Annotated in this window: 2 protein-coding genes; both read left to right on the forward strand. The window is 43.0% G+C overall.

Translation table 11 applies throughout. From position 1 onward, the window contains the following. The first annotated feature begins 265 nt into the window (after positions 1 to 265). Complete coding sequence (locus DYD21_RS08810) at positions 266 to 8,194, forward strand: SpvB/TcaC N-terminal domain-containing protein (RefSeq protein WP_116035398.1); 7,929 nt, start codon at positions 266 to 268, stop codon at positions 8,192 to 8,194. A 416-nt stretch (positions 8,195 to 8,610) separates the two neighbouring features. Next, positions 8,611 to 15,834: a neuraminidase-like domain-containing protein gene (locus DYD21_RS08815; protein WP_116035400.1), complete on the forward strand. Its 7,224-nt coding sequence runs from the start codon at positions 8,611 to 8,613 to the stop codon at positions 15,832 to 15,834. The last annotated feature ends 9 nt before the right edge of the window (positions 15,835 to 15,843 follow it).

Consider the following 15,843-nt stretch of genomic DNA (forward strand, 5'->3'; position numbering starts at 1 on the left):
TCACAATGCTACATTTTATTAAATAAGACCACCTTTTATTTTTTAGTTTTTTAAATCTGGAAGACTATTCACTAAAATAAATTAGATTTTTTAAAAAATATTTTTTATTTAGAAAAAAGCGTCAAAAAGTAATAAGCATTTGAGAGAACCAATAAGATCGAGATAGATAAATATTGTTTTTTTCATTTCTTGAAAACAAAACATTTATTGGTTAATCATTAGTCTTAGGTTCACCTTCTATCCCGATTAATAACTTTAATCGGATATGCAAAATATCAAAGATAATAAGAAAGGGGATATTGCTGACCTCACTCAAGAGCAGGCTACTGATTCGAATGCAATTGAGATCCCCGAACTATCCTTACCCAAAGGTGGTGGTGCATTAAAAAGCATTGATGAGAAATTTGAAGTTAACGCTGCAAATGGCACGGCATCTTTTTCCATCCCGTTGCCAATCACACCCGGCCGAAATGGTTTCGCCCCTTCACTCTCACTTTCTTATAACTCAGGAGGAGGTAATAGTCCGTTCGGAGTGGGCTGGTCGCTTAGCTACCCAATGATTCAGTGCAGGACGGATAAGCGTCTGCCCCAATACCAGGATAGTACGGACGAAGATACGTTTATGTTTTCTGGAGCGGAGGATTTGGTACCCTATCTTGAGGTCCCAAATGAAGGTGAGGAAAACTGGAAACGGAGAGAGCATTCAACAGATGCAGTTATTGTACATCAGTATCGGCCAAGGGTTGAAGGAGGATTTACCCGCATTGAACGCATCACGCGAAAGGTTGATGGACAGGTTTACTGGAAGGTCACGACCCGGGAAAACGTTACCACCTTCCTTGGACTTAGTCCCAACGCCCGCATTTTTGATCCGGAGGATGAATCGAAGATTTATTCCTGGCTGCCCGAATTTAGTTACGACGGGAAAGGAAATTGGATGCGATACGAGTATAAAGCCGAAAATCTGGCACACGTCCCAAACGATGTACATGAGAGAAATCGCCATGCTGGCATAGCAAAGTTTACTAATCGATATCTGAAACGGGTAAAATACGGCAATCGAACACCCTGGTATGCCGATGACCCCTTCAATCCCACCCTTCCTGACACGGATGCTGAATATTTTTTTGAGGTCGTAATGGATTACGGGGACCACAAAGACCCTGGGAATAGTGAACAGACTCCTACTTATGAAGAGTCTCGACCTTGGGAGTCTAGGCCCGATGCATTTTCCTCCTACCGTTCCGGCTTTGAAATACGCACTTACCGGCGTTGCTTTAATATTCTGATGTTTCATCATTTTCCGGACGAGGTTCAGTTTGAAGATACGACTGATGAAGGTACAACTGATGGAGAACCATTTGGGAGCAATTACCTGGTCAAATCATTAGCTCTAAGCTATCAACCATCTTCGATTAATGAGTCAGGCCAAACCGAGGTAAGCTACTTACAATCGGTTACACAAAAAGGGTTTATCCAAAAAGCTGATACGTATTTTGAAAAGAGCCTACCTCCCACCGAGTTTGAGTATCAGAACCTTCAGTGGAATACGGAAGCACGGGTTGTGGATAGTGACAGTATCATGAATGCTCCTGTGGGGCTGACCAACAATTATCAGTGGGTTGATTTGTATGGAGAGGGCATAAATGGAATTCTAACCGAGCAAGCAGAGGGTTGGTATTATAAGTCTAATCTTGGTGACATCGATGAGGACCGGCAAGTACGCTTTACCAAAGCAAATAAGGTTATCCCTAAACCATCCTTTTCTGGACTATCCAACGGTGTGCTATCCATTCAGGACTTAGAGTCAAATGGACAAAAACAGGTGGTGGTAAACAGCCCTGGTATGCAAGGTTATTTTGAGCTGACTGAAGGTGATGATTTTAAGTCGTTTGAGCCGTTTGAACAGGTAGCAAACGTAAATCTACAGGATCCCAATACACGGCTGCTTGACCTGAATGGAGACGGTCAGCCCGAAATTGTGATGACCGAGGATAACCTTTTCACCTGGCATCCTGCAGATGGTAAAAAAGGATATAAACGGGCGGAATCTTCATCAAAGACGATTGATGAAGAGAAAGGACCAGCCTTTGTATTTGCAGATACGGATCAGCAGGAGTCCATTTTCCTGGCCGACATGAGTGGAGACGGATTGACCGATATAGTAAGGGTACGAGACGGGGAGATTTGCTACTGGGCTAATAAAGGATATGGGCGCTTTAGTGCAAAAATTAATATGGGCAATGCTCCCCATTTTGACCACCCTGATCAGTTCAATCCAAAGTATCTGCAGCTTTCAGATATAAGCGGCACTGGGGCATCGGACATCATCTACCTGGGCAGGAATAAATTTAAGGCTTATATAAATTTAACAGGAAATGCCTGGAGCGAAGCCCACCAAATAGAACCGTTCTTCCCTATAGACAGCAATACTCAGCTTTCAGTTATTGATCTGCTTGGCACGGGTACGTCCTGTATCGTCTGGTCATCCGACCTGCCGGCTGAAAGCCATGCCCCCATGCGCTACATGGATCTAATGGACAGCAAAAAGCCACATGTACTGAAGAAATATGTAAATAATTTTGGTAAGGAAACTTCGCTGGAGTATAAAAGCTCTACACACTTTTATCTAAAGGATAAGCAAGAAGGCAGACCCTGGATTACCAAGCTGCCCTTCCCGGTTCAGGTGGTTGCCAAATCTATAACAGAAGATAAGATAACGGACGTACGTTTTACGGCAGAATACTGCTATCACCACGGGTACTACGATCACCAGGAACGCGAGTTCCGTGGATTCGGGATGGTAGAACAACGGGATACAGAGGAGTACGAGCACTGGAAAGCCAACAATGAAGGAAATCAGCTGGAAAAATCGGAAGAACTCTATCAGGCTCCGACCTTGACCAAAACCTGGTTCCATACGGGTGCGTTTTTAGATCGTGAGAATATTTTAACGCAGTTTAAGGAAGAGTACTGGTTCGAAGAGTACAATAACGTCTTTCCGGATGCTCCTATTACAGTATCGGAACCGGAGCTTGAAGATGCACGGATTGTTGCCAATCAAACGCTGGAAGATCGGTTTGATATCACGGAACTGAGTGCAGAGGAATACCGGGAAGCACTGCGAGCTTGTAAAGGCATGACGCTTCGCCAGGAAGTTTTTGCTCTGGATACTCCATCTGAAGATCCTTCGCTTGAAGAACAGCAAAAAGAGCTCAAGCCCTATTCGGTAGCCACTCATAATTGTCACATTCAACTGCTTCAGCCAAGAGGTGAGAACAGGTACGGTTCTTTCATCGTAACTGAAAGCGAAGCCCTCACCATTCATTATGAACGGGATGAAACCGATCCGCGGATAGCTCATACACTCAATACCAAAATTGATGAATTAGGCAACATTCTGGAATCTGCTTCAGTAGTCTATCCACGCATTCGAATTAATGACTCGCTTGCAACTGTAATAAACAGCGCCTCGGCTATGACTTATGAAAGGCCGGAAGAAAAACAGGCTTATATGGATAGCCTGGAATTTGTGAAGACTGAACAAGAAAAGACACTCATCACGTATAGCAAAAATATTTTTACAGGCGATATTATTGAAGATGAGATCTACCGACTTCGCCAGCCGGCAGAAACCAAAACCTATGAAATTACCAGCCTTGACTTGTTGAATGAGCTTTATGAGGTTGACGAATTTGCTGGAATATTTGAAGATCCAGATGGAGAAATTGACTATCACAAATCGCCTGATCCCAGTTCTGAAAGGCATCAATATCGTCTTATCGAGCACATTCGTTCTCTTTATTATGATGAGCAGTTAGTAGATGCTCTCCCATTAGGACAACTCAGCACTCATGGTATTTCATATGAGAGTTATCAGTTAGCCTATACACCGGATCTGCTTGATAATATTTTCACGGACGAAGATGGAACCAATAACCGGCTTCCATCCGATTTGGATGCGCTGTTATCAGATGAAGGTAAATTTGTCCATAGCGAGGACGAAAATAACTGGTGGATTCGTTCAGGCAGGCCCCTGTTTATCCGACCTGAAGAGGGAGAGGATATTACAACCGTTAAAAATCGCTTTTTTTCTCCCATCGCTTACCTATCTCCTTTCGATTCGGTAACCTCGGTTTCTTATTACAAAGATTATTTCCTGATGCTAAAGGAGACCGAGGATGCACTGGAAAACCGTATGGCCGTGGAACGGTTCAACTTTCGCACACTGGCACCGATCAGAATGAAAGATATCAACGATAATATTTCTGAGATCCTGGTTGATGAACTGGGACTGGTGAAAGCGATGGCTGTACTCGGTAAAGGCGACGAAGCCGATACCCTGGATGGATTGGCCGAGTACACTACCGAGGATGAGCGAAATGATATTGAAAACTATTTTACGTTCGCAAATACGAATGACTTGCGCACCACCGCGAGAAATCTGCTGCAGGGAGCAACCAGCCGGTTTGTTTATAATTTTCATCGATACCTCTCATCTGTACAACTACTCGAAGAGCAACTAACGGAAAATCCAGAAACCGGGGAATGTGCTATGGTTAAATTCCTGCCAACCGTTGTGGGAAGTATCAACCGCGAGCAGCATCATAGCAACAATCCCAACAGCCCGCTTCAACTGGGTTTTGAATACTCTGACGGCATGGGCAACGTGGCGATGGCCAAAGCCCAAGCCGAGCCCGGTGAAGCGCTAAAGCTGAATATCCAGGAGGATTGCAGCTACACGCTTGAAAGGGATGATACCGGCGATAATCTGCGCTGGATTGGCAATGGACGAACTGTGCTCAATAACAAAGGGAATCCCGTTAAACAGTATGAGCCCTACTTTTCGGTGAATCCGTTTTACGAAGATAATAAGGAGCTGGTAGAGCGGGGTTTCACTCCGATCATCTATTATGATGCCATGGGCCGGTACATTCGGACCGAGCTGCCCGATGGTTCTTTCACGAAAGTAGAGTTTGACAGTTGGCAGCAGGCAAGCTATGACCAAAACGACACTGTGATGGACAGCCAGTGGTATGATGACCGTTTCAACCGCCGCATCGACGCCGAACTCACAGAAGCAGGGAAAGATCCTATAAAAGAAAAGAAAGCTGCCGAAAAAGCAGCCAAACACCATAACACGCCAACGGTCTTGCACTTTGACACTTTAGGGCGACCTATTGTAAGTGTTGCCCATAATAGGATTGAGGAAAATGATCCCAACGGCAATGTAATTGATACGAGAGATGAGTTCTACAGCACACTCATTAACCGGGATATTGAAGGCAATGTTCGCAGCGTGGTTGATGCTCGGAACAACACCGTCATGGAATATAAGTATGATATGCTGGGACATCGCGTGTATCAGAACAGCATGGATGCGGGCCGGCGGTGGACGTTGAATAACGTGGCCGGAAATCCTGTTCGCAACTGGGATGACATGGACCACCATTTTACAACGAGCTATGACGTATTACAACGTCCCATGGAAAAACAACTCCAAATTCTATCAGAAGATGCAAATGTTCATGTAATTGAGAAGATTATCTACGGGGAAAGTCAGGCAGACGCGAAACTAAAGAACCTCCGCGGGCAGGTTTACCAGCATTACGATTCAAGCGGACGAATGACCAACCTGCAATTTGATTATAAAGGCAACCTGCTGGAGGCGAAGCGTCGATTGGCCGCGACTTACGATGAAGAAATTATTGACTGGTCAGATGGTTCGCCGACCAATCGCTTGGACGAGGAGGTATTTACTTCTATTACTGAATACGATGCGATGAACAGAATGACGCGCCTCTATAATTGGCACCGAAGTGTGGACCGTGTGGCCGTTTATGAACCAAGCTATAATGATCGTGGAACTCTTGAAGCGGAAGATCATATTACAGCTGCTCAGCGTATAAGCGATGGATACACCGACGGCCGCCGAATCACTGCTGTATCTGGCATTCAATACAACGAGAAAGGACAGCGTACCCGAATGCTCTTCGGAAACGGGACGGCCACCCGTTACTTATATGACTCTCAAACGTTCCGGCTCATTCAATTGCGAACAACCAAAAATCCAACAAATGAGGCGCTTCCAACCGGACCGTCGAATTTATCGGACCCCAATACGCTTCAAAACCTCTATTACACGTATGACCCGGTGGGAAACATCTCGGAAATTAAAGATGATGCCTATAAACCGGTCTTTTTCGACAACCAGCGGGTGGAACCCAAAAGCCGCTATACCTACGATCCGTTGTATAGGCTGATTCGGGCTGAAGGCAGAGAAAACATTAGTTTTGATAACGCGCCAGGCCCCAAAGAACCCGATCCTTTCTCAACCAACAATTTTCCCATCACGGACCAAACACTTCGCAAGTACACCCAAACATATGAGTACGACAGCGTTGGCAACATCCTGAAGATGCGACACATTAACAGTGTAGAGCGCTGGACGCGCAATTATAAATACGATACCAACAACAACCGCCTCGACCGCACATGGAAAAAAAGTGATACAGCCAGCGCTGTGGTTTATCAAAACGACGCCCACGGCAACATGCTGAACTACAACAATACGCCGGAAGAATACCGCCCGAACTGGGATTACAGAGACCGTATGCATCACTTGAACCTCGGGGGAGGTGGGGAAGCCTATTACCAGTATGGCGGTAACCGAGAGCGCAGCCGCAAACGCGTCGAACGAAGAGATGGTATGACAGAGGAACGCCTTTACCTTGGAGGGATGGAGGTCTACCGCCGCTGGAACGGTACGACTTTGACAGAAGAAATTGAAACCCACCACCTAATGGTCGATGACCAGCGAGTGCTGATGGTGGAAGATATTATTGAAACCGACAGTAATAATTTGAGCACCGGCATCCTCGACCGCTACCAGTACAGTAACCATCTGGGCTCAGTGGGGTTGGAGATGACTGGCACCGGGGCTATTATTTCATACGAAGAATATCACCCTTTCGGTACGGTCGCCTATCAGGCAGTTAATTCAACTATTAAAGCAACGGCCAAGCGCTATCGCTATACCGGGATGGAGCGGGATAAAGAAAGTGGACTCAATTATCACTCGGCACGATATTATATGCCGTGGTTAGGGAGGTGGATAAGTGCGGATCCAATCGGAGTGATTGGAGGCATCAATCTATATCGATTAGGACTAAATAATCCTATTAAGTTTAAAGATGTTAATGGTAATCAACCCTATGATATCGGTGGGATGTCACTCGATGAAATGAGAGAAGAAAGAGGTAGGCAAAAAAAACAAGTAGAAGCAGAAGAAAAATTACGTAGAAAGAAAGGCAATGAAAAACTAAATCATTCAGCTCCTTATAGGGGTAGTACACCTGAACAGCTAAAATCATATGAAAATGTTCAAGGGGATCATGTAATACCTCATACTCTAAGAGATGCACAAAGGACTTCTCCAAGTGGGGAAAGATATCATAAAAGTAGATATGGTGAAGAAGTAATGATGGTAGAAACTGGAAAAGCTGAAGGAGGAAAACCAGCAAAGCCACATACCCAAGTCAAAAGAACTCAGATGGAGCTAGCAGACAGAGTTAAAAGAGGAGAATCAATATCTGAAGGAGAAATAAAACACAGTATGCAAAGAGCATATTCTGAAGTAGAAGGAGTTGATTTTGATAAACAGGAAGTTGATAGAACATTAATTGATTCTGAGAATAATTTGCATAGACCTATTAAAGAAACTGGAAAAGAGCTTATTGATGAAGGTTTAGTTACGCAGAATGATCTTAATGACTATAGTGAAAATACCAAAAAATCTTTGTCTCCTAAAAAGGGAAATCAAGTAAATAAAATTACCAGTGATGCAGTTGAAGTTGTAAAAAAGACAGGAAAAGAGGTTATGACAGTTGCAGAGCCATTAAAAAAAGTTGCAAGTAAAGCTGGACCTATTGGTACAGCAGCAGAGGTACTCAATTTAGTCGATGCTGATACAACTGAAGCGCAAGTTCAAGCGACATCCGATCTGGGAGCTGATTTAGTTGGATATGCAGGACCTGTCGGCGCAGTAGGTTCTCTAGCATATAGTGGCACACGAATGGTGGATGATGCAGTTGGAAGTGCTACTGGGAAAAGCATATCAAGTCGAATTGGAGAAGCTGCAGCTAATAATAAAATTACAGGTTGGCTGGGAAGAAAATTAGTTGGACTGGATTAAGAAATGCTCATTATTCTATTTCACTTAATAATTTTAAAAAAGACAATAATTATATGAAATACCAAGTAAATACCAAAATTCAATCAAGTGTGCTCATTGATTTAACTAGGATTCTTGGGCAGATTACCAATAGTCCTAGAAAAATATTAATAAAAAATGGTAATGTACACAATCGCTTAACTTAGGCGGATCAGATAGTGAATCATTTGATAAGCTCAAGGGCAATGGTAGTGTTTATACTGTCTAATTTATAGAAGCCAAGTGATGTAGTATTTCCTAAAAATGAAAGATGTCTGTGATAATACGTTCCAAGTTATCAAGTAAGTGATGACAATAACAGGTTTGGAGGCTAATGAAGAAGAATAGTAACTATATATTTTGAGAATTTTCTAAAACCAACTTTTAAACAAACCACCATGTTCCAACTACATCTTATAGCTACCGGGCCTAACAAAGAAGCCGTCATTAACAAGATCGCTGAACTCACCAGTAAAAGTCCTGAAGAGTCTACAAGAATAGTGCAGGAACTGGACATGGTTCAACACAATCTCGAGGAGCGGGAAGCTAAGCGGTTACAGCGTGAGCTGACATCTGTCGGGGCGCAGGTAATGTTACTGCCTGCCGGCGATTTCACACTGCCTCGCGGCAAACCCTTGCTTTTACAATTACTGGATGAGAACGAGCAGCCTCTTGCCGGGGCCAGCGTACAAATTAATACCCGGAATGATCAATTTAATCTTGCAATAGATTCGGCTATTAGTAATGATGAGGGAAACGTTTCAATAACAAATTTTAGTGATCTCGTAACGGAGTTTTTTGAGGAACTGCCCCCTTTCTGGTTACAGGTCGTCCAGAATGATAATACGTACAAACCCATCCATCAGGCATTTAATTGGCAGACCTTTTCCAACTACCCTGAAACGAGGTTTCTGGTGCAGATCCGTTCTACAGAGCAGAGAAATGGCCTTAAAGAACACAGCGTCAGTGGTACCGTCTATTCCAGCAGAGGGGTCGGTGTCCCAGGCCTGAAGGCGATTGCTGTACACAAAAGCCTCGGCGATGATGTCATTTTAGGTGATGGAAAAACCGATGAAAAGGGCGGATATACAATTGAATATTCCACCGAGGATTTATCGGAAGAATTAAAACAGCCGGACCTGCAGATTAAGGTGGTTGATCCTCATGATGAGGAAATGGAATTAGCCAGATCGTCAGTTCGCTACAATTTCAGCAGTAAGGAGTCACTGAACGTCATTCTCTCCCCTGAAAAAGATCCCAAACCTGCCCCGGAATACATTCGCTTACATGAGGCCCTCCAAAAGTATACCAATGGTCGGAAATTTCACCAATTGAAGGAAGATGATAAACATCAAGATATTAGCTTTCTGGCCAATAAGACCGGTTGGGATGCTCGAATGATCGCTATGGCAGTACTGGCCCATGAAGGTGCTGAACAAACGGAGCTGCCGCCTCCCCTCTACTATGCTTTATACCGTGCAGGAGTATCTACCGATCCTTTGGAGCTTAACCGTACAAATGCCCACACCGCAAGGAAAATATGGAAACAGGCAATCGATCAAAATGTTATCGACCCCTCATTTGAAGAGCAACTGGACGATCACATGGAACTGTTTAAAAAATCCAGTACTGAAACGTTGTTGCAGGATGAATCATCACCGGGGGTATCTACACTGGACCAAATGCTTTCACTGAGCTTAAGTGATGACAATCAAAAAAGAGAATTTGCTGAGCGATATCTCAATCAAAACCCTGAAGAAGAAAGTTTTTGGGATGGTATTGAAGCTCGGTTTGGCCAAGATCTTAAAGGCAAGTTGCAGCTTGATGGAAAGCTTGGCGTGTTAACTTCTAATAATGTGCCCTTGATCAAAATGCTACGGGATGAGGATATAGTTACAGAAGATCCGGTGGAGTTAGTGCAAAACGGATTATACACGACATCGGCTTGGCTAACGGCCATGCAGGACAGAGATATCCCGGTTCCTGAAGATTTGCCGGGCGAAACTATCGAAGAAAAGCGCCGGCAGTATGCAGATGCAATGGCCGGACAACTAAAAATGAGCTATCCAACAGCCGTTTTAGCTCAACAGGTCGAACGTGAAGAATTATCTTTGATCGACGAAGGGGTTCGTGTTGGAGTTGCCAATTTCTTAAATACCCACCAGAAGGATTTTACTATTGGTCAGAAGCCCTTTCTCCAATACATCAAAGAGAAAGAGTTAGATCTGGGGGAGAGCGAAGTACAGGAATTGAAGCGACTGGAGCGGGTGTTCCAGGTTTCAGCTTCACCTGATAGTTTTGAGGTATTACTGGAAAACAACATTGATTCTGCTCATGCAGCTACAAGAATTGGCAAGAAAGGCATCGTTCATAAGCTCGTATTAGCGGGAATCAGCGAAGAAGAAGCCAACCTGGTAAGTGAAAAAATACTGCATGTTCAAAGTGCTACAATGAATGTGTTAACCGGGTATACCACTTACATGCAAACGCCGCCAATTTATGCCTTAAACCACCTGCATCCGCTATACGATAGGGAGCCCAACGGTGAAAGAGAAGGTATACTTGCATATCCTACATTAGAAGAACTGGTCGGCGAGATGGATTTCTGCGATTGCAAGCATTGTCGCTCCGTGCTTAGTCCCGCCGCTTATCTGGTAGAATTACTTCAATTTATAAATAAAAATCCTAAAGACTTTGAGGATGTAATTGGCGAAAACCCCTTGGATATCCTTAATCAACGTCGGCCGGATATAGAGCATATCCAGCTTACATGCGAAAATACAAACACTGTTCTGCCCTACATTGACCTGGTCAATGAAATCCTGGAACACTTCGTGGTAAATAATTCTCTGGATAATTTTCACGGATTCAATATCGAGGGTAATATCAGTACGGAAGAACTGCTGGCCAATCCACAATTTGTTCAATCAGAAGCGTATGATATAGTCAAGCAGCAGATCTATCCATTTCAGCTTCCGTTTAACCAGCCGTTGGCTGCTTTACGGCGCCTTTTTGAGCATCTTGAGGTTCCTCTATATCAAGCTATGACAAAGCTGCGGGCGGATGACAACGGGGCAACCTGGACAGACATTCACTTGGAATTCCTTGGTATATCTCAGCAGGAGTATGCCATTTTAACCGCTAATAAGAAAAAAATAGCAGAATATTATGGTATGTCTGAAGGAGCAAATCTGCAGACCGTCTTGACGGCCAATGGTACATATGCCAAGGATTTCAGCCGTACTGTGGATATCACTTACAAAGAACTTACCCGAATCGTTAAAACGCAGTTTATCAATCCTTCTTCTAACCTGATCCCAAAGCTCGAACAACTGCGTGTTTCAATGAACGCAATTGTAGGATTGATTGACGGCAACATAAGTGATGCAGCCTTTGACAATCTGCTCGACGATGATCTTAATACAGACCTATTTGACGGCGATGTGAAGAGCTGGATTCGGGAACGATCAGAAACGATCAAGGGACTTGTTTTACTCATGGACCGAAGCGGGAAAGCGGACGAATGCAGCTTTGAGCAGCTGGAAATAAGGTATGCCGATGACACACCTATCGATGAGCTGGACTATTTCAAATTCATGCGATTTATCCGTTTGTGGAAAAAATTGGGTTGGACCATTGAGCAGACCGACAAGACCATCATGGCACTTTGGAGTAATGCAGAGGATGCAAATACTATTGAGAAATTAAACGACGGATTTGCTGCACTAATCCAGAAAGTAGCACACGTGCGAAAAGTGATGGAGCTTTTGGATATTAATCCCCGGCGTAATTTGCTTAAAACTCTGGCCCTCTTTGGTACTATCGATATTCACCATCCACAATCGCTTTATCAAACCTTATTTTTAAATGCCACTATATCGAATATAGATGACGTCTTTCAAGAAAATCCAAGCGGCGAATACTTGTCCGATCCGGATGTAAAAGTAATAGATCATGAGACTGCTGTCTTAGCTGCTCTCAATCTGAGTTCACATAAGCTGAGACTCATATTGCGTCGTCTTAAAGGTGAGCTTGCGTTAGATAAAATTGAAGATGTACCGTTGACTTTAGATAACGTAACATTTATTCATCGTTATAGCTATCTGAGTCGTCAGTTGAAACTTAGTATCGAAGAAGTATTACTGCTTCAGAACCTATCCGGAATTGACCCTTTCGAAGGTTTAGAAGGTACAGAACCGGGTATCATTCGGTTTATAGAATTGGCTCAAAATCTGAGCAATTCAGATTTTACAATACCTCAACTCACCTACTTTCTGCGCCATGAAGATTTATCAGGTAAAGCATCGCCTTCCGAAAAAGACATGCTTGAGGTCGCAAAGCAAATTAAAGATGAACTGCAGCGAATAGAAAATGAGAACACATCCATTAGTGACCCAACCGGAGAGGCACTCCGATCGAAAATGGTCCAGGTTTATGATCAAGCCGTTGTAGACCAGTTTTTCAGCATCGTTAATAACGATATTTCGTTTGAAGTGGAGGGTTATGACCATCATGTACCCTCGCTGGAGAGTGAACTTCGAGAGGTAACCAATCGACTCAGTTACAACGATTTTCAAAAGGTGCTTTTGTTCAAGGGAATCATGACCTCCGATGAGAAGGATAAATTAGAGAATGAGGCCAATAACATTCCGGAAGCTGATAATGCACGAACCGCGTTTATCGCTGCCATTGAGTCCTTGTTTGATCAGGGGGAGGATGCTGAAGAACAATTTTTTGAGCAGTATCCCGAACTAAAGAATCCATACAACAGCTTCAAAACAAACAATAACTTTGAAAAGCTACTCAATGATATACTTGAGAGCTTTAAAATTCGGGTCAAGAATCTGGCGGTCAGGCAAACGCTTGCTGATGCATTGAGTATAGAAACAGAGCGCACAAAGGCGCTGCTAAACGATTCTGCCGTATTGCATTCCGTCACCGAAAATAATGATCCTGCAATTGAGGATTATTTGGCTCTCGAAAACAATGGAGTTTCGGCTGTTTATACTTTCCAGGATAATTCAACGGAAGAGCAATCACTTTCAAATATCAATACGGCATTAGATAGTCATCAGCTGCCCGACAGTAGCCCGCTCGAAGAAGTAGCCTATTCATTTTACACTGATGTACCTAAAAAAGGTTTTTATAATTTTCGATTGGAAACGGACGATGGAGCTGATGTTTCGTTTTCCCTCGATAATGAAAAAGTAGATGGCACTAACACCAACGGCATTTGGGAAAACAGCGAAGCGATTGAATTGGAAGCAAACCAACTGCATCACTTTAAAATAGTTCTCTCGAATGTAGTCGATAAGGCAATTTTGAAGTGGGTCTCTGAAAATGGCCCCTCCAACTATCGCTCGCTTCCAGATAGTACACTTTATCCCGGGCAGGCTATTCAGCATTTCAATTTGAGTTACCTGAGATTTTTAAAAGCAGTTACGTTGCTGGAAACGCTGTATATGACAGACAAAGAGATCCGATATTTTAGTAACTCGTTTAAGATTGATGATTCGGGCTTTTTAAATGCCATTCCTGTCAATTATAACTCTGCAAATGCCGAAAGCTTGCTGAAAGTAATTATCAACCTGCTGCAATACAAACAGATACAGGAAGACCTGGAAGCGGAAAGTGAGGATTTTGTCGCCGTGCTTTCTGATCCTTCAGCCACTTATACCAACTCGCAAGGAGAGGAAGAGAGCCTTCTTTTAAAGATTACAGGGTGGGATGAGGACAGTTTTGATGCGTTATTAGCAGAATTCGGTCTATCTGATGCTGATCTATCGGACATCAAAAACTTTTATAGAATTTCGGAAGCATTACGACTTGTAAACACAACAGGTTTGCCAGCTAAAAAACTGCTCGAATCAACTACGAATGTGCCCGATGGTAACACAGTTGACACACTTCAGCATGCCATTCGCATAAAATATGACGAACGAGCGTGGCTTAGCGTAATCCAGCCCATTAATGATGACCTTCGGAATATTCAGCGGGATGCTCTTGTGGAGTATGTTCTACGGCTTTTACAACAGAATGAAGGCACCGAAATGATTGATACGGTCGATAAGCTCTTCGAGTACTTTTTAATCGATGTGGCGATGGATTCTTGTATGAAGACGTCTCGCATTAAGCAGGCCATCTCATCGGTACAACTTTTTATACACCGTTGCTTACTAAACCTGGAACAGCAAACCGGTAATGATAAAGGTGTTGATCCGGCCATTATTGACAGCAAGCAATGGGAGTGGATGAAACGCTACCGTGTGTGGGAAGCAAACCGCAAAGTATATCTCCATCCTGAAAACTGGCTGGAACCAGAACTTCGTGATAATAAATCATCCTTCTTTAAAGAACTGGAGAGCGAGCTGCTGCAATCCGACATTACGGAAGACCGGGCCCGTACTGTATTGCTAACTTACCTTGAAAAACTCGATGAAGTTGCCAAGCTGGACATTGCCGGAGTATGCCTACAGGAAAATCAGATATCGAAAGAAGGTAAATACTACAATGCGGATGATGTACTTCACATCTTTGGGAAGACACAGGGAACGGGAGCCAAATATTACTATCGGCGCTTCGAAGGCGGATACTTTACGCCTTGGGAAAAGGTTGATCTTGATATCGAGGGAGAACCCATTTTACCCGTTATATGGAAAGATAGGCTTTTTCTGTTCTGGCTGAATATTATTCAGAAAGGAGTAAGAAGCGATAAAACACCAATCAGTGGTAATGGTAATCTCATTGAAGCTGAATTCGATTCTTCAGCTATTGAAGAGAATAGTAAAATAAATGTTGAAATAAGCCTGTCCTGGAGTGAATATTTTAACGGGGAATGGCAGCCGCGGAGGATGTCAGATGTTAATGATCCTGTAATTTTTAAAAATATCAATGCAGAAGATTTTAAAAGAAAAGAAGTTAAGCTTACATCGAATAGTAAAAGTTCAAAGGTCTTGAATCTTCATATTTATGATGAAATAGAGTCCGTAAAAAATTGGAGTCATGGATTTCATTTAAAGAATAAGTATTCAGCCTCATTAGGATCTCGCAATTTAAATTATGAAAATTTAAGGTCAATTAATACAGATAACGAAAAGGTTAATGTGACCGTTGAACAGAAAAATCAAATACTCAATAGGCACAACTATAGTCTTACACATACTATTCTTAATAGTGCGAATACCAGCAACTCTGTTCAGCCTGGTCTTTTCACATCACCTTACCATACACCATTTTTTATTCAAAATGAGGAACACGTGTTCTTTGTACAGCTCAGACAGACATTTGAACCTATCCAAATTAATCCCGATTACGGGTCAGGTAAAATTGATGTGAATATAGCTAACGGAGTAGTTATAACACCTGCTTCGGATATTTCAAGGATAGATATTGAACGCTTGAGGGATTTAGAAAAGGTTTTAATTAAAGATCCAATATTAAACAATGACGGTCCGGGATGGATTGATCCCGCCCCAATTAAAAAAGGATTTATAGAAAGCCGGATCAATAAAGCATTGCTCTCTGAAGATACACTATTGTTCCGCGGTAGGGTAATTGGAGCCACCAGAAGCAGTGATCCAAAAGACATACGAGGGTTAATCAATTCTTCATTCAACCAATAAAAATATTGC

Source organism: Rhodohalobacter sp. SW132, assembly GCF_003390325.1.
Classification (GTDB): Bacteria; Bacteroidota; Rhodothermia; order Balneolales; family Balneolaceae; genus SW132.